Raw genomic sequence first — 15376 nt, forward strand, 5'->3', positions numbered from 1 at the left:
GAAAAAGATATATAAAATAAAAAATATTAAAAAAAATATAAAAAATAATAATAATAACTTAAAATATAAAAAATAAATTAAAAAAATAAAAATTTAGATTAATAATAATGGTAATATTTAGAGAGTTTGAATAAATGAATTAATGTCTTTTTTAAATATAAAATATTTAATTTGGTTTTAATTTTAGTTTTTAGTGATTTCATGCTATCACTAATATTTATCTCAATAGGTTTGAATTCATAATCAAATTTATAGGAGTTATACACCATAATTTTATCCCCTATCTTTACATCATCTGTTAAAGGTAATGCCATCTCTAAAATATTTTCACCGAGCTCTACCAATGGAATCTTAACATCACATTTATAAACAAATCCTTTAATAATTCCAACCTCACCATAACACATAATATCACCTTTTTTATATATCTATAATATATATTTATATTTTATGATAATATATTTGCAATATCATTTGCTATATTCATAGCACCATTGTATCCTATCATAGGCTTTTTAGTATGGCCATATCTATCTATTACAGGGAATCCTACTCTTAATAATGGAATATCTAAGATATCAACCACATATTTTCCCCTATAATCCCCTATCAATAAATCAACAGTATGAGATTTTAAGAAATTTTGGAGCTCATATAAATCACCATCAATTATTGCTGTGTTTTTATTATTTGCAGTATTGCTTCTTTTTATCTCTTTTGCGAAATATTTAGTTTTAGTATTTGGAAGCACAGCTACAACATCCATTCCCATTTCATGAGCAAAATCCACAAGACCTATAACTTTATCAGGGTCTCCATATATGGCAACCTTTTTATTTCTAATGATATGATTTGTATCTACCATGGCATCCAATGCATATCCCCTATCTTCCCATAATTCATCAGGTATTTCTGTGCTAAATATTTCTGATAAAATTTTTATAAAATCATCTGTATTTTTTACGCCTATTGGATATTTTAGATTATATGAAGCTACACCAAACTTTTTTAAATATTTTCCTCCATCTACGCCTTCTATTCCAAAGGATATGGTGGCTTTTGAATTTATAGCGTTTTTAATATTATCTACTGTTGTATTGCACTTTGGATATTCTTCCTTTGGCAGTATTAATGGCCTATCCAATGCCTTTATATCTGTCAATAAATTGTATTTAATATTTAAAGTTTTGAATATATGTTCGAGCTCATGCACATCTCCCGGATTTACAATACCGGGAATTACATTAATTATTTCATTTTTAGCAGTTTTAGAAGTTTTATATATTATATCTTTGTTTTTTTCTAAAATACCTTCAATAATACTTTTTACTGCATTGTTGTATCCATCAATATGTGTCCCAATATATGATGGTGTATTTACTGCAACAATGTTTTTATTTGGATAATTCTTTCTGATTTCTGATTTAACATCTTCTCCAATGGTTTCTATGAGTCCCGTTGTTAATACCACTATCAATTCAGGATTTTTACTAATTTCAATATTTTCAATGGCAGTATTTAAGTTGGATATACCACCATGTATGGCATTTGACTCATAAAATCCCGTAGTGGCTATATCAAGAGGTTCTTTAAAATGTTCCACAAGGATATGCTTTACATAGTTTGCACATCCCAATGAACCATGCACAAGTGGAACACATTTATATATCCCAATAGATGCAAATACCGCTCCTATCAATTGATTCATGTATGGGGGATTTATTGTAAGTGATTTTTTATTACCCTCTGTAATTATTTTATGGTTATATTTATCCATTATTATATTTTCGTTGGTTTTTAGGATATTCTCACCCCCTTTTTCCGTTTTTATTTTTAATATAATTATTTTTATTAATTTATTAACTTATTTTTTAATTTTATTTTCTTTAATGGCTATTTTTTAATTTTTATCTTATTAACTTCCATATTTTAGAATTTATAGTCCCATATACATCTTCTGCGAAATTTACAAATCCGTCAAATCCTACATAAACCGTGCTCGGAGCTCTACCATTTATGTAGGGGATACCCATTTTATGAACCAACTCCTTGGTTTTACTATCTGATATAAACACATCTGGTCTGCATTCCATAAGTGCATTTTCCAGTTCATAGGTATTTGGATTGTCTAATATTATGGCACCATTTGGAAGTTTTTTTATAATTTCTTCATAGTTGGTTTTATTTGCAAAGTATGTGGCAACGCCTACAACTTCCATACCAAGTTCATCCATTATTGGACCTATATAGTTAAGAACTCTCTGAGCTCCGTGGCATAAAAATACCTTTTTACCTCTTAACTCCTTTTTATAGAACTTCAATTTTTCCTCGTTCTTTTTTAGATAGTAATTTTTTGTTTCATTTATTTTTTCTTCATCGATACCAAGTATTTTCCCAATGGTTTCTAACTCATTACAGCAGTTTTTCACACCAAAGAAATTGGAGACAATATACGGAACTTCATATACATTTTCCATCATTTTAGCAAATTGTATAGAGCTCTTCATACAATGAACAATATTCAATTTCGCATTATCCATCACTCTTATTTTATCAATTGTGGCATTTCCAGTAAATGAGCATAATACTCTTATTCCCATTTTACTTAGCATATCTTCTATTGCATTGGAGCTTTTTACACTGAAATCTCCTATAATATTTACATCATAGGGTGAAGGATTTTTTAATTCCTTTGTAGCCACCAATTCAAAGAGTTTTTTATTTGCTATCATATGTCCCCTATTTTGGGTTTTTCCTTTAAATCCTGCACATTCAAAGGCAAGTATTGGTATGTTTAGTTTCAATTTTTTCAGCTCTTCATTAGCCTTTTTTACTGCATCATCTACATTATCCCCAATTAATGCAGGAAGGCAGGTTTCATAGACAAAAATGGCATCAGGTTTGAATTCAGTGGCAGTTTTTATTATTGCATCATATAATTTTTTTTCACCACCGAATATTATATCCTCTTCTTTCATATCTGTTGTAAAGCAATATGAATATGTGGATGGCCTATAATCCCACGAATAATATGCACAACCTACATGAGAGTGAATAATATGGATTACATTTTTGATATGACTGTTTATGATAATCCTTGAACCATGAAATGTGCATGACCTCTCTGAAAAATCCCCGGGTTGTGTAGGTTCTTCACATGCTGGTATGACGGTACGGTCATTGCACTTAACAATACAATGGTTTATTCTATCTTTTCTTCCACCTATCTGATTCAATACCTTTGTATCCATATTATTCACCCAAGTGTAGTTTTATATTTTAAAATTATAATTTTAAATAATTTTTAAATTTTGATTTTCAAGCTATTTTTTGATTTTTTTATTTTATTAATTTTATTTTTGTAATATTCCTCTTTTAAAAAAATAAATAAAATGTAGTAAGTAATAAGTGATAATAATAAATAATAATAGGTAATTAACTTAATTAAATAAGATATTAAACCCAATTAATACCTTTTGAGATACATATTTCTTTTAATTCAGAGATAATATCTTCGGATAATCCATATTTTTTGAGCTCATCCAATGTAATTATATCATCAGGTCTTTCAAAACTACCACCGAATTCATCGGCAACATATTTTGCAACCAGTATAGGAACACCTTTAATATTGGTAATTTGAACAAACAAGTCTCCACTGTTTGGCTTACCTTCTTTACCTATATTGAAGGTGATATATGTAAATTCGTCCTCTTCTGATTTTTTCCCATATTTATCATAATATCCTGTTCTCACAATCTTCACCTCAGACATCTTTACCACCTTTATCCTTAATTCCCTGTGCTATTATTGCTGTTTTTCATCCCATGGGATTTTCGTGTCCAATATTGTATTTACTATATCGTCAAAGAATCTCAAACTTCCCATATATCCCATTATTGGCCATCTTGCATATCCTACTCTGTCATAAATTGGAAAACCTGTCCTAACAAGTCCAATTCCCATATCCCTTGCTATTAGAGCCCCACCCCTTGGATGTCCAATAAGTAAATCTACATCTTTTTCTTTTACAGATTTTTCAAAGTCCCAAAGGTCTGAGAACTGCACTTCTATATTTATGCCATATTCTTTTGCAATTTTTTCCATTTCTTTTTTATAAATTTTTGAAGGTGTTTGGGTATTAACTACAACAGGTTTCATGCCGATTTCACAGCAGAATCTTGTAATGGCAATTACCTGGTCAGGGTCTCCAAATATACCTACCTTTTTATCCATTGTATAATGAATAGTATCGGCAATAGCATCCAATAATTTACCTCTTTCATCTAATAGTTCATCAGGTATGCCCTTGCCCGTAATTTTTGCAACATTTATAATGAAATCGTCGGTATTTTTGATTCCAATGGGCACACCGTAGAAGTCAGGTATTTTAAATTTCCTTTTTAATAGTAGAGCTCCGGCTCCACCTGCGGACTGACAGAATGCAAATGTTGCCTTGGCATTTCCAGCATCTACAAATTCTTCAATTTTGGTTCCAGCAGTAGGCTTATAAGGTATTTCTTCAAGGGGGTATCTTAAAGGCTTATATAGATTCTCACTAATATCAAATAATATGGAGAAATCTTCCCCTTCTTTTAAACCCATAATTTTAAGCATCCTTTTTATTTCCAGTATATCCCCGGGATTTGTTCCGAATCCTGGAATTATATTTATTTTTTTAGGTTCTACTTCTGGATTTTTTTTAGCAAAATACATTAAAAATGCCTTTGAGGCATTATCATATCCAGTGGCATGGCTTCCTACATACGATGGGCAATGGATAGGAATTATAGGCAATTTTGCCTTTTCTTCTCCAAGTTTTTTTGCAATATTTTTCTTTGCTGCTCTGATAAATGACTCTATGTCATCTCCAATGGTTTCTGATGAACATGTTGTAATTACAGATATTACATCTGGGTTATATCTTGATACAAGATTTGTTACCCCATCAACTAAGTTTTTCATACCTCCATAAACAGCAGCATGTTCGTGGAATGATGCAGATGCAATAGGCACAGGTTCTCTAAAATGCCTTGCAAACTGATATCTTGCATAAGTCGTGCAACCTTGACCACCTTGAATAAATGGAATGGCTCCACAAACTCCAACTGTTGCCCACATTGCTCCAATAGGTTGGCATATCTTGTTGGGGTTTATGGTTCCTTTTCTCTTCTTTTTAACATATGTTATATTACCACCAGCATCAGCAGCATCATTCATTGTTTCACCTTGTATTCTTCAAATTTATCCTCTTTTTCCTGAATTACATTCCAAACAGGATGACAAACAGCCTTGTAAATATCTCTTGCAAAATTCACAAATCCTCTAAATCCTGCATAAGGTCCTTCTTCATAACTGTGTGAATTTATTGTTGGAATTCCGAATTTTCTGAATAGATACCTTTCTTTTAACCCTACGAGCATAAAGTCAGGTTTATACATTTTTGCCGCTTCTTCCAATTCTGGCTCATTTGGAGCATCTATTATGAGGGCATCTTTTATACCAGCTTTTTTGAGGTTTGAATTTAGTTTTTCATAGTCATCATCATGTGAGAATGTACAACATCCCACCACATAATCAATTCCGAGCTCTTTCATGGCTCTAACCCAGTGCCAAGTTCTTGGACCTCCTACATAGACCATACATTTTTTACCTTCAAGTTTTGACTTGTAGAAATCCAACTCTTCTTTTATTGCAGATAATTCTTTTTCTATTACCTTATCTACTCTTTCCTTAGGTATTCCCAATTTTTCAGCTATATTGTATAGAGCTTCGGTGGTTTGTTTAATTCCAAAGAATGAAACCCTTACAAATGGTATTTCAAATCCATCTTTAATCATGTGCGCTATATATTCAGCAGACCTCTGGCAATGAACAACATTTAATTTTACATCTGGCAGTTTAAATAAATCATTTATTGAGGCATTTCCTGTAAATGTAACAACATTATTTACTCCAATTCTTTTGAATAAATCGTTAATTACTGCAACATCCCAATCCATGTTGTAATCCCCAATTAATGCAACATCATAAGGGGTTTTTTCTTCTTCTTTTAAACATTTTTCAGGATATTCTTCTCTCTTCTTTTTTAACCATCTGTAAAACATGGTATTGAATACATGGTGACCTTTTGATTGAGATACTCCAGCAAATCCAGGACAGTTCATTGGAAATATTGGCTTTTTTACGTATTCTTCAACTTTATCGGCTACTGCATCTATGTTATCTCCAATAAGTGCCGTAGGACAGTTGGTATATACTATCATACCATTTGCCTGTGGAAATTCATCAAAGGCTTCAATACATGTTTTTTCAAGGGTTTTTTCCCCACCATAAACAATATCTGATTCTTGCATATCCGTAGTCCAACAATATCTTCTATGTAATTCATTATCAGATAGATTTCTTCGTGTTCCCCATGCGTAAAATGCACAGCCAACAGGCCCATGTATCATATGGATTACGTCCTTAATAGGACCCCCAACCACACCACGAGCTCCTGCATATGCACAGCCTCTTTCCGTCATATCTCCTGGAACTGTATTTATATTACATGCTGGGATTATCTTTTCTTCTGGGTCATACACATAGGTATGTTTCATTCTTTCAGGGATTGGTTTATCACAATCCAGTAGTATATAAGGCATTATTTCACCTATTTAATAGCTATTTTTTATAATCCATTAAATTAATATTTTATCACTTTATTTTAATTTATTTTAATTTCCTATTGCTATATCTCCGGTTTCTCCTGTTCTAATCCTTATAGTTTCTTCTGTTGGAAGAACAAATATTTTTCCATCCCCATGTTTTCCAGTTCTGTTTATTTTCATAATAACTCCCACAACAAGGGGGACATCGGCATCTTCAACAACTATGGAAATCAACCTTTTAGGAATATATTTTAAATACAATCCCATTTCCTTTCCTTCCTTTATTACCTTCTCCATATCCACAACATCGGGCATATTAGCTGCAAAATATCCTTTCTGTTTTCCCCTACCAAAGCATTCTGTCATAGTCATGGCGGGAAATCCAACACTGGAAAGGGCATCGGTGGTTTTCTTCACGAGATTTGGTCTTACTATTGCCATTATTTCTTTCACAATTTCACCCAATTTATAATCATAATTTAAATAATTTTAAATTCCTTTTTCCCCAGTTCTAATGGTATAGGCTTCTTCTAATGGCTGAATGAATATTTTTCCGTCTCCAAAATTTCCTGTAAATGCGGAGGCTTTAATAACCCCTACGACTTCATCTACCTCGTCATCATCTATGGCAAGTAATAGAAGAGTTTTGGGTAATTCATCATAGTATATTTCTCCAACCTGTAATCCTCCCTGTTTTCCTCTTCCTACGGTATTTAATTTTGTGAAAGCAGGATATCCGGCTTCTTCAAGAGCATCTACTACATCATCTACTTTTTCAGGTCTAACAATGGCCTTTAATAACTTCATTATTTCACCTTTTAAGTTTATTATTTATTAATATCGATTAATTATGGATTAGGCGTTATTGGCTAAAAATCAAATAAGTTAATAATATTTTTTATTATCTTAATCAAGTAATCCATATTTTAATACTAATCCTTCCAATTCATCCATTGTTAATGGCGTAGGTATTACAAGTTCGTCATTTTCATTAATGTTTTTGGCAAGTGTTTTATATTCATTAGCTTGATTGCATTCTGGGTCAAATTCTACAACGGTCATTTTATTGAATTCAGCCTTTTGGACAATATTGTCTCTTGGAACGAAATGTACTAATTTTGTTCCCAATTTATCAACAAATTCATCTATCAATTCTTTTTCTCCATCCACATTTCTTGAATTACAGATAATCCCACCCAATCTTACGCCTGACTGTTCAGCATATTTTAATATACCTTTTGCAATGTTGTTTGCAGCATACAATGCCATCATCTCTCCCGATGTAACGATGTATACCTCCTGTGCAAGACCATCTCTAAGTGGCATGGCAAATCCACCACACACAACATCCCCAAGGACATCAAAGAATAGATTATCTAAATCATCTGGATATCCTTCGAGCTCCCTCATCATATCCACAGCAGTAATAACCCCTCTTCCTGCACATCCTACACCAGGTTCTGGACCACCACTTTCTACACATAATATATCTTTAAATCCTGCTTTTCTTACCTTTTCAAGAGTTACTCCTTCTTCTCCCTCTTCTCTAAGAACATCCATGATGGTTTTTTGGGGTTTTCCATGAAGAATCATTCTAGTTGAATCTGCTTTTGGGTCACATCCATGAATCATCACTTTTTTATTGAAGTAATATGCCATAGCTGCGGCAGTATTTTGCGTTGTTGTCGATTTCCCTATACCTCCTTTTCCATAAATTGCTATTTTTTTTGCATCTGGAGCTATTTCGTCAAAACTCATATAATACACCTCTTTGAATTATTTTATCTAATTTTATTTTAGGAAATATAATTCCTATTTTATTGTATTAATAAGGAAGTATATTTCCTGTTTCACAATTATTCCTTGTGAGATTATTATATATAAAGCTTTTTATTTCTAAAATTTGAATTAATAAATAAATTAATAAATTAAAAAAATAATTTATGCTCATTAGGTGAAAATACTGAAATATAAAATATAATAAAAATATAATAAAAAAATCAAAAATATAAAAAATATAAAAATAAATAATTAAAATTAACATATACTAAGTGATGGAACATAATTTAAAAGAAAATAAAAGTTAAATATATATTAAATAAATAATATAAACATTATAAAAGTATAAACTGTAATTAGATAATATAAAATATAATAGAGATAATAACACAATATATAATTATAATAAAAATTAATAAAAAGGAGGGGTTTTATGAAAGATGTTAAAATATTGAAAAAAGATGTGCTGGTTCCAGCAGATATTCCAGCAAATAAAAAGGAGGAATATATAAAAAATTACCTTGAATTAACAAAAAATACCGGTAGGCTAATGCTTTTTGCAGGAGACCAAAAAATAGAACATTTAAATGATGATTTTTATGGTGAAGGGATATCAAAGGATGATGCCACACCTGAACATTTCTTTAAAGTAGCTTCAAATTCAAAAATAGGGGCCTTTGCTACACAGTTAGGATTAATAGCAAGATACGGCGTAGATTATAGGGATATAAATTATATAGTTAAAATAAATTCAAAAACAAATCTTGTTAAAACCTCTCAAAGAGACCCAATAAGTAAATCGTTGATAGATGTAGCTGATGTTGTAGAGTTTAAGAATAATTCTGGCTTAAATATACTTGGAGTAGGTTATACAATATATTTGGGAAGCGAGTTTGAACATGAAATGCTCTCAGAGGCATCAAGGGTAGTATATGAGGCACACAAAAATGGATTAATTGCAATATTGTGGATATATCCAAGAGGAAAGGCAGTTAAAAACGAAAAAGACCCACATTTAATAGCAGGAGCTACGGGCGTTGGAGCATGTTTAGGGGCAGATTTTGTTAAAGTAAATTATCCTGAATGTGAAAATCCAGCCGAAGCATTTAAAGAGGCGGTTTTAGCCGCAGGTAGAACAAAGGTTGTATGTGCAGGTGGGAGCTCCACAGACCCAAAACTATTTTTGCAGAGACTCTATGACCAAATACATATAAGTGGTGCAGCAGGAAATGCCACAGGCAGGAATATACACCAAAAATCCTACGAAGAAGCTGTAAGGATGTGTAATGCAATATATGCTATTACTATTGAAAATAAAAGCGTTGATGAAGCTTTAAAAATATATTATGGATAATTATTTAATTTTTTATTTTACTTTATATATTATTTTATATATTATTAATAATTATAGTTTTTTCTTTAACATATCAAAGGCTTTTTTTAAATCACCTGTTTCAAGCAATGCCTTTTCAGCGTCTTCTTTTTAAAACCTTTTTTTTCGAAAAATTCCACAGCTTCCTCAAAAAATTTTGAATTTTTTAAAATCTCCTCGGCGAGCTCTTTTTTTAATTCCATATATTCATCTTCACCCATTCCAATTCTTAAAAGTTCGCTATCTCTGAAAGGGCAGGGCTTTGTTATTTTACAGCACCACACTAAACTACCAAAGCAGGTATTTTTTCCTTCGCCTAATCTTGTTTTTTTTCCGAAATTTTCTTTTATTTTTATGAATTCCTGGGGCGTCATTTTTAATATATTTAATGCCTTATGTATCGGGCAGTTTTTTATGGGGGGACAGCAAAAGGCAAGCCCTCTTAAATCTCCTCCTCTGCATATATGAGACGGTGCATTTTTCCACATTTAATTTCCTCCGTTTATATATTACAATATATACTGTAAATAGATATATATGATGTATAGGGATTTTATAAGTTATATTAAGTTATATTATAAATTATACCATATATATTTTTTATTTAAAATATAAAGGTGAAATTATGAAAATACTAAATCTTGACAGCATCTCAGTAGTAATATTGGATGATGAAAAATTGAACTATACAGGTAGTGAAATAGAACCACTTTGGGCATTTAAAAAATTTAATATTCAAAAGGATAGTATAATTGCGTTTAACGGAGCTCTGAATGTAAGTGTAAAAAATATGAAAGATTTAAAAGATATCAAAGAAGAATCTAAATATGGAGATGTATTAATAAAATCATCAAATGCCATAAATTTTATAGTGGAGCATTTTGATAACCCTGATTTAAAGATGATATATTTAAGGCAGAGGATATTGGTATCAATAGCAAAGGAAATAATTGAAGAAATAACCAACAAAAAATTAAAAAGGAATGGAGATGATTTATATTATAATAATGGAAAATTATCTGTAAGTATAGCCTGCCGTGGAATATCTTCGGCAAAAATCCATTTAGGTATAAATGTTTCAAATATCGGAGCTCCGGATTATATCAATACTTCTTCATTAGGTGATTTAGGAATTGATATACATGATAATCAAAATATTATTGATATAATGGAAAAAATAGCCACTAAATATGGGGAAGAAATGGATAAAATAGAAAAAGATATGAGAAAAACCATGTATTTAATTTAATTAATTATTATTTTATTTATTTTTTATTTAATAATTATTTATTACTTTTTTTATTATTTTATTTTTATTATTTTTATTCTTTTTATTATTTATTATTTCATTTATTATTATTTAACATCAAATCCTCTATTATTTCCTTTTGTAATTATTATATCGCCATCAATTCTATATTTATCAAAAAATTCTTTTGAAGTTTCAACCACATTTTTTACACTATCTTTTCCATCACATATAGAATAAATTGTAGGTCCAAAACTTGATAAACCACTGTACGATACCTTTTGAAGAGTTTCCAATAATTCCTTAACAATATCTTTTTGAAGTCCCAATTCAACTTTTTTAAAACCTATATACTGCAATTTATTAACAACCTCTCCAAAGGAGGATATGTCATTTTCAATTATGGCAGGCATCATTTTCATGAGTATTAAATGGCATATTTTTTGAGTTTCATTTAATGGTATGGGGCAGTATTTTTTAAAAATATCTACCTCTTTATTACCGTAAATAGATTCTCCCTTTGGAATTGTCAAAACAACATCCCAATTAAAGTCATGCCTAAATAAAACTGGCGGAGCTCTTACATTTTTTGATGCAGATGATGGTCTAAAATCCTCTTTATCCTTCCCTTTTCCAAATGAGTGGCCTCCATCTACTATAAAACCTCCTTTTTCAAAGGCATTAACGCCAATACCAGATGTTCCTCCTCTACCTGTTATAGTAGAAAGGGTTTTACTATCTAATTCCTTTTGATATATCAACGATATTAATTTTCCCGTTGAAAGAGCCATCTGAGTTCCGCTTCCTAAACCGCTGTGCTGTGGTATTACACTTTTTATTTTTAAATAAATACCTTTTTCTCCGATATACTCTAAAACTTTCTTTGATATGTCGTATATTCTTTTTTCTATCTCATTATTTGTTATATTTTTATCTGTTATATTTTTGTCAAATTCTATCTCGATATCGGAGCTCTCCTTTCCTTCAATTATAAAATTTGGGTTGTTCAATGTTATACCAATACCCCCATCTACTCTACCAATACTGCCATTTAAATCTATAAGCCCCATGTGTATTCTTGAAGGAGATATTATCTTTGATTTCATAATATTCACCATTAAACCAAAGCTTCTATTAAATCTCCTCTTGTAACTATGCCTACAAGTTCTCCGTTTTTAATTACAGGTAATCTTTTAATTTTATGTTTAATCATTATTTCCGCTGCCTCATTTATTGGGGTATCCGGTGAAACAGTAATTACATCTTTTGTCATAACATCCTTTACCTTTGTTTTTAATGCCTTTTCTATATCTTCCCTAAATTCCTCTATTTTTAGTGTGGTTTTTAATGGTAATTCAATCAAGTCAAAGGGGGATGGTAATATAATATCAAATCTATCATCATGGGTTGTAAGTGTTTTTATTATATCGCTTTCTGATATAATTCCTACAAGATTTCTGTCATCATCTATCACAGGAGCTCCGCTTATTTTATATTTCCTAAATAATTTAATCACTTCCCTAACATCGTTATTTTGATTAACAACAATAGGTTTTTTCATTACGGATTCTACATTAACCATATATAATCACCAAATAAATTTTATAATTGCTATAAAAACTGCTGTATATTTATATTTATTAATAATATATAAATACAAGATATATATAATTATAATCTATATATAATTATAATCGGAGCTCCGAAGTGATAATAAAAACTTATACTATGAGTTAAGTATACTTATTTAATAAATTGAATGTGATTATTAAGATTATAATAATGGTGATGTTATGAACATTGATATAATTACATATGGTGCAATCTTGCTGGCATTAATGGGTTTTGGATTAATTATTATGATTGCCATATTTTACTTTGGAGTCCTAAAAAAGAAAGAATCTACTTGCAATTAATCTTTAATTTGTAAATATAAATCATATAATATAAATGAGGATACCATAAATCCAAAGAAAAATAATATACTAAATAATAATAACAACCCTTCTATTAATTTAATGTTAGCATTAGGATTTACCACTCCATTAATTACCAACATAATCATGGCATATGCTATAAGTTTTAAACCTTCTAATGATGCAGTGTAAAATTTATCAAATAATATTTTAGGATGTTGTACCATAATTATACACCAATTTAATGAATTTTTATTTTATTTTTAAATATATTTGCAAATATTTTATTGGCACATAAAAAAATTAATAATGTAGATATATAAATTATAACAATAATAATTGCAGAGGTAATAATATCTCATAATAAAATAATAATTCCTTAGGAACATAATACAGTTTATTATGGATGAATTAACTAAAATATTCTTATAAACTTAATAAGTATAGTCCAATAAAAAATATCGATGTTATTGTTTAATCTATTTAATAGGACTAAACCTAATAGTTTTTATCATTTTTTACTTTATTTAATTCAATATATAATTTAATTTAAATTTGAATAATAAAATATAACAATATAATATAAAAACTACATTGCATACTTAATATTTAGAAACAGAAAAAAGAATTATTTAACTTACTAAAAGATTAAAGCTCATCTGTATTTATCGGTTGGTGATATTTTTATTCATATTCTCATAAATGCACCACTACAATCAACATATAATATATAATATACATAATGATGTAATAATCTTAACATATATGAATCATAAAATAGGGGGCGGTAATTTGACCATTTTTTTATTTAAAAGAAAACCTGAAAAGGAAGTTATAGACCTACTAAGAGCTCATGTTTCATTGTCCATAAGTAGTATTAAACTGTTGAATGAATATATCGATGATAAGGATAATAGCAAATTGCAGGAAATTACAAAACTTGAAAAAGAAGGGGATGATATAAGAAAAAAAGTAATAATAAATCTTTACGAAGCATTTTTGCCAAGTATGAAAAAAGAATTAACATATTCCATAGAGATTCTTGATGAGGTTCTCGACAGCATCAAACATGGAGCTCTGATATATGATTTGATAATTTTTGAGCTAAATAAAACCATTAAAGAAAAGTGCAAATTGATATTAAATATATCATTGGATATGTTAAACTCTATGTATAGTTTAATAGATGTATTTGAGAATGGAGGGGACTTTAAAAAGCATATAAAAAACATAAAAACAGGAGAAGAGGCAATCGATGATATTCATCACGAAATTTATAGATATATGGTGAATATGAAAATAGATTCCTTTTGGGAAGGGAAACTTATGAGCGATTTCGTAGATAAAATAACTGAAATAAGCGACTATATCGAGAATGTATCTGATGAATTTCAAATAATATATTTAAATTATCGGTGATTAATATATTTGAATTAATAGCTCTATTAAGCGGGATATACATTGCATTTGTAATTGGGGCAAATGACACGGCAAATGCTCTTGGCACATCAGTTGGAGCAAATTTAATGGATTATAAAAAATTGGTATTGGTATTTGGAATATTTGTATTATTAGGATGTTTAAATGCCCATAAAGTAGGTCATACTGTGGGTTCTATTGTATCGGGAAATACCGTTCTTCCACTTGTTATTGCGGGATTAATTATTACAATAATTACCTACAAAAAAATACCAATATCCACTCACCAGGTAATTGTATGTGCTTTGGTTGGATTGAATATGAGCTCAGCTGACATGGGATTGTTTATAAAAATTATTGGGAGTTGGGTAATTTCACCAATATTAACTGCATTAATTTCATTTACACTTTATAAATTATTTGAACATTCAGATATACCAGTGTTAAAAAGAGTAGAATTAATAAAATATGGATTAATAATAAGTGGGGGACTTATAGCTTATAATTTAGGTTCAAATGACCTTCCCACAGCTCTTGGTGCAATATCCAATAGCACATATGTTTTTTTTATGGGGGGAATTGCACTTATAACCGGAGCTCTGCTTTTTGGGAAGGGAGTTTCTGAAACTGTTGGTATTAATATTGTTAAATTAAATCCCTTAGCAGCATTTGTAGCTCAGTTATCCGCAGGAATAGGGGTTTTTGTATTTACTCAGTTTGGGATGCCTGTATCTACAACTCAGGCTATAATCGGCGGTGTTGTTGGAGTGGGATTAACAAAAGGAATTAAGACGGTTAAATGGAAGACATTGCGAAATGTTATATTGGGATGGGTTTCTGCACCGGGTTTTGCATTAATAGTAGGTTATTTAATTGAGATAATAAAATTTAGGTAATATATAAATTTATAAGATATAAAATAAATATATCTGTTAAAATCTGTTAAAAATGCCTTTAAATATACCTCAATATACCATAAAAAGTAAAA

At 29.9% G+C, this 15376-nt stretch carries 17 protein-coding genes and 1 pseudogene; 5 read left to right on the top strand and 13 right to left on the bottom strand.

All coding sequences use genetic code 11. The features are described 5' to 3' along the window. Positions 1 to 98: 98 nt before the first annotated feature. The 9 genes from METOK_RS05685 to nifH all read right to left on the bottom strand — a co-directional run bounded on the left by METOK_RS05685 (position 99) and on the right by nifH (position 8411). Positions 99 to 407: a hypothetical protein gene (locus METOK_RS05685; RefSeq protein WP_013867265.1), complete on the bottom strand. Its 309-nt coding sequence runs from the start codon at positions 405 to 407 to the stop codon at positions 99 to 101. Between the two features lie 41 nt (positions 408 to 448). Then, the gene (locus METOK_RS05690; protein ID WP_013867266.1) at positions 449 to 1777 is read right to left on the bottom strand and encodes a nitrogenase component 1; all 1329 of its coding nucleotides are present in this window, start codon (positions 1775 to 1777) and stop codon (positions 449 to 451) included. Positions 1778 to 1907: 130 nt separating this feature from the next. Beyond that, positions 1908 to 3251: a nitrogenase component 1 gene (locus METOK_RS05695; protein ID WP_013867267.1), complete on the bottom strand. Its 1344-nt coding sequence runs from the start codon at positions 3249 to 3251 to the stop codon at positions 1908 to 1910. Between the two features lie 205 nt (positions 3252 to 3456). Beyond that, on the bottom strand, positions 3457 to 3774 hold the full coding sequence (locus METOK_RS05700; protein ID WP_013867268.1) for a hypothetical protein: 318 nt from the start codon (positions 3772 to 3774) through the stop codon (positions 3457 to 3459). Between the two features lie 33 nt (positions 3775 to 3807). Further along, positions 3808 to 5220, bottom strand: coding sequence for a nitrogenase component 1 (locus METOK_RS05705; protein ID WP_013867269.1), 1413 nt, complete (start codon positions 5218 to 5220; stop codon positions 3808 to 3810). Further along, positions 5217 to 6647: a nitrogenase component I subunit alpha gene (locus tag METOK_RS05710; RefSeq protein ID WP_013867270.1), complete on the bottom strand. Its 1431-nt coding sequence runs from the start codon at positions 6645 to 6647 to the stop codon at positions 5217 to 5219. Before METOK_RS05710 ends, METOK_RS05705 begins: the two co-directional genes overlap by 4 nt. 72 nt (positions 6648 to 6719) lie before the next feature. Beyond that, positions 6720 to 7106: a P-II family nitrogen regulator gene (locus METOK_RS05715; RefSeq protein ID WP_048057910.1), complete on the bottom strand. Its 387-nt coding sequence runs from the start codon at positions 7104 to 7106 to the stop codon at positions 6720 to 6722. 36 nt (positions 7107 to 7142) lie between these two features. Further along, the gene (locus METOK_RS05720) at positions 7143 to 7460 is read right to left on the bottom strand and encodes a P-II family nitrogen regulator (protein ID WP_013867272.1); all 318 of its coding nucleotides are present in this window, start codon (positions 7458 to 7460) and stop codon (positions 7143 to 7145) included. 99 nt (positions 7461 to 7559) lie between these two features. Continuing rightward, positions 7560 to 8411, bottom strand: coding sequence for a nitrogenase iron protein (gene nifH, locus METOK_RS05725; RefSeq protein ID WP_013867273.1), 852 nt, complete (start codon positions 8409 to 8411; stop codon positions 7560 to 7562). 454 nt (positions 8412 to 8865) lie between these two features. On the opposite strand from nifH, the gene METOK_RS05730 reads away from it, so the two are divergent. Beyond that, positions 8866 to 9786 carry an aldolase gene (locus METOK_RS05730; RefSeq protein ID WP_013867274.1) on the top strand — a complete coding sequence of 307 codons (921 nt, stop codon included), beginning with the start codon at positions 8866 to 8868 and terminating at the stop codon, positions 9784 to 9786. A gap of 51 nt (positions 9787 to 9837) precedes the next feature. Here the strand turns inward: METOK_RS05730 and METOK_RS05735 are convergent. Next, positions 9838 to 10292 (bottom strand): annotated as a pseudogene (locus METOK_RS05735) (methanogenesis marker 9 domain-containing protein). 137 nt (positions 10293 to 10429) lie between these two features. Here METOK_RS05735 and METOK_RS05740 point away from each other — a divergent pair. Then, positions 10430 to 11053 (top strand): DUF366 family protein, encoded by a 624-nt coding sequence (locus tag METOK_RS05740; RefSeq protein ID WP_013867276.1) that lies wholly within the window; start codon positions 10430 to 10432, stop codon positions 11051 to 11053. Positions 11054 to 11160: 107 nt separating this feature from the next. Here the strand turns inward: METOK_RS05740 and METOK_RS05745 are convergent, their stop codons facing one another. Next, positions 11161 to 12159 carry a beta-ribofuranosylaminobenzene 5'-phosphate synthase gene (locus tag METOK_RS05745; protein ID WP_048057911.1) on the bottom strand — a complete coding sequence of 333 codons (999 nt, stop codon included), beginning with the start codon at positions 12157 to 12159 and terminating at the stop codon, positions 11161 to 11163. A gap of 11 nt (positions 12160 to 12170) precedes the next feature. Continuing rightward, a complete protein-coding gene (locus METOK_RS05750) occupies positions 12171 to 12635 on the bottom strand; it encodes a CBS domain-containing protein (protein ID WP_013867278.1) in 465 nt (154 codons plus the stop codon). 211 nt (positions 12636 to 12846) lie between these two features. Here METOK_RS05750 and METOK_RS08950 point away from each other — a divergent pair, with 211 nt between their 5' ends. Then, on the top strand, positions 12847 to 12969 hold the full coding sequence (locus METOK_RS08950) for a hypothetical protein (protein ID WP_269595233.1): 123 nt from the start codon (positions 12847 to 12849) through the stop codon (positions 12967 to 12969). Here the strand turns inward: METOK_RS08950 and METOK_RS05755 are convergent. After that, complete coding sequence (locus METOK_RS05755) at positions 12966 to 13196, bottom strand: hypothetical protein (RefSeq protein WP_013867279.1); 231 nt, start codon at positions 13194 to 13196, stop codon at positions 12966 to 12968. The genes METOK_RS08950 and METOK_RS05755 overlap by 4 nt on opposite strands. Positions 13197 to 13761: 565 nt before the next feature. Here METOK_RS05755 and METOK_RS05760 point away from each other — a divergent pair. Further along, on the top strand, positions 13762 to 14388 hold the full coding sequence (locus METOK_RS05760; RefSeq protein WP_048058066.1) for a TIGR00153 family protein: 627 nt from the start codon (positions 13762 to 13764) through the stop codon (positions 14386 to 14388). Next, a complete protein-coding gene (locus METOK_RS05765) occupies positions 14385 to 15284 on the top strand; it encodes an inorganic phosphate transporter (protein ID WP_013867281.1) in 900 nt (299 codons plus the stop codon). The genes METOK_RS05760 and METOK_RS05765 overlap by 4 nt, the downstream gene beginning before the upstream one ends. Positions 15285 to 15376 lie beyond the last annotated feature (92 nt).

Source organism: Methanothermococcus okinawensis IH1, assembly GCF_000179575.2.
GTDB lineage: Archaea > AGJL01 > Methanococci > Methanococcales > Methanococcaceae > Methanofervidicoccus > Methanofervidicoccus okinawensis.

Bases quoted from the DNA above. Each gene is read 5' to 3' on its own strand.
- METOK_RS05740 (WP_013867276.1), top strand. From the start codon at position 10,430: ATGAAAATACTAAATCTTGACAGCATCTCAGTAGTAATATTGGATGAT.
- METOK_RS05745 (WP_048057911.1), bottom strand. From the start codon at position 12,159: ATGAAATCAAAGATAATATCTCCTTCAAGAATACACATGGGGCTTATA.
- METOK_RS05705 (WP_013867269.1), bottom strand. From the start codon at position 5,220: ATGAATGATGCTGCTGATGCTGGTGGTAATATAACATATGTTAAAAAG.
- METOK_RS05710 (WP_013867270.1), bottom strand. From the start codon at position 6,647: ATGCCTTATATACTACTGGATTGTGATAAACCAATCCCTGAAAGAATG.
- METOK_RS05695 (WP_013867267.1), bottom strand. From the start codon at position 3,251: ATGGATACAAAGGTATTGAATCAGATAGGTGGAAGAAAAGATAGAATA.
- METOK_RS05690 (WP_013867266.1), bottom strand. From the start codon at position 1,777: ATGGATAAATATAACCATAAAATAATTACAGAGGGTAATAAAAAATCA.
- METOK_RS05750 (WP_013867278.1), bottom strand. From the start codon at position 12,635: ATGGTTAATGTAGAATCCGTAATGAAAAAACCTATTGTTGTTAATCAA.
- METOK_RS05720 (WP_013867272.1), bottom strand. From the start codon at position 7,460: ATGAAGTTATTAAAGGCCATTGTTAGACCTGAAAAAGTAGATGATGTA.
- nifH (WP_013867273.1), bottom strand. From the start codon at position 8,411: ATGAGTTTTGACGAAATAGCTCCAGATGCAAAAAAAATAGCAATTTAT.
- METOK_RS05755 (WP_013867279.1), bottom strand. From the start codon at position 13,196: ATGGTACAACATCCTAAAATATTATTTGATAAATTTTACACTGCATCA.
- METOK_RS05685 (WP_013867265.1), bottom strand. From the start codon at position 407: ATGTGTTATGGTGAGGTTGGAATTATTAAAGGATTTGTTTATAAATGT.
- METOK_RS08950 (WP_269595233.1), top strand. From the start codon at position 12,847: ATGAACATTGATATAATTACATATGGTGCAATCTTGCTGGCATTAATG.
- METOK_RS05700 (WP_013867268.1), bottom strand. From the start codon at position 3,774: ATGTCTGAGGTGAAGATTGTGAGAACAGGATATTATGATAAATATGGG.
- METOK_RS05730 (WP_013867274.1), top strand. From the start codon at position 8,866: ATGAAAGATGTTAAAATATTGAAAAAAGATGTGCTGGTTCCAGCAGAT.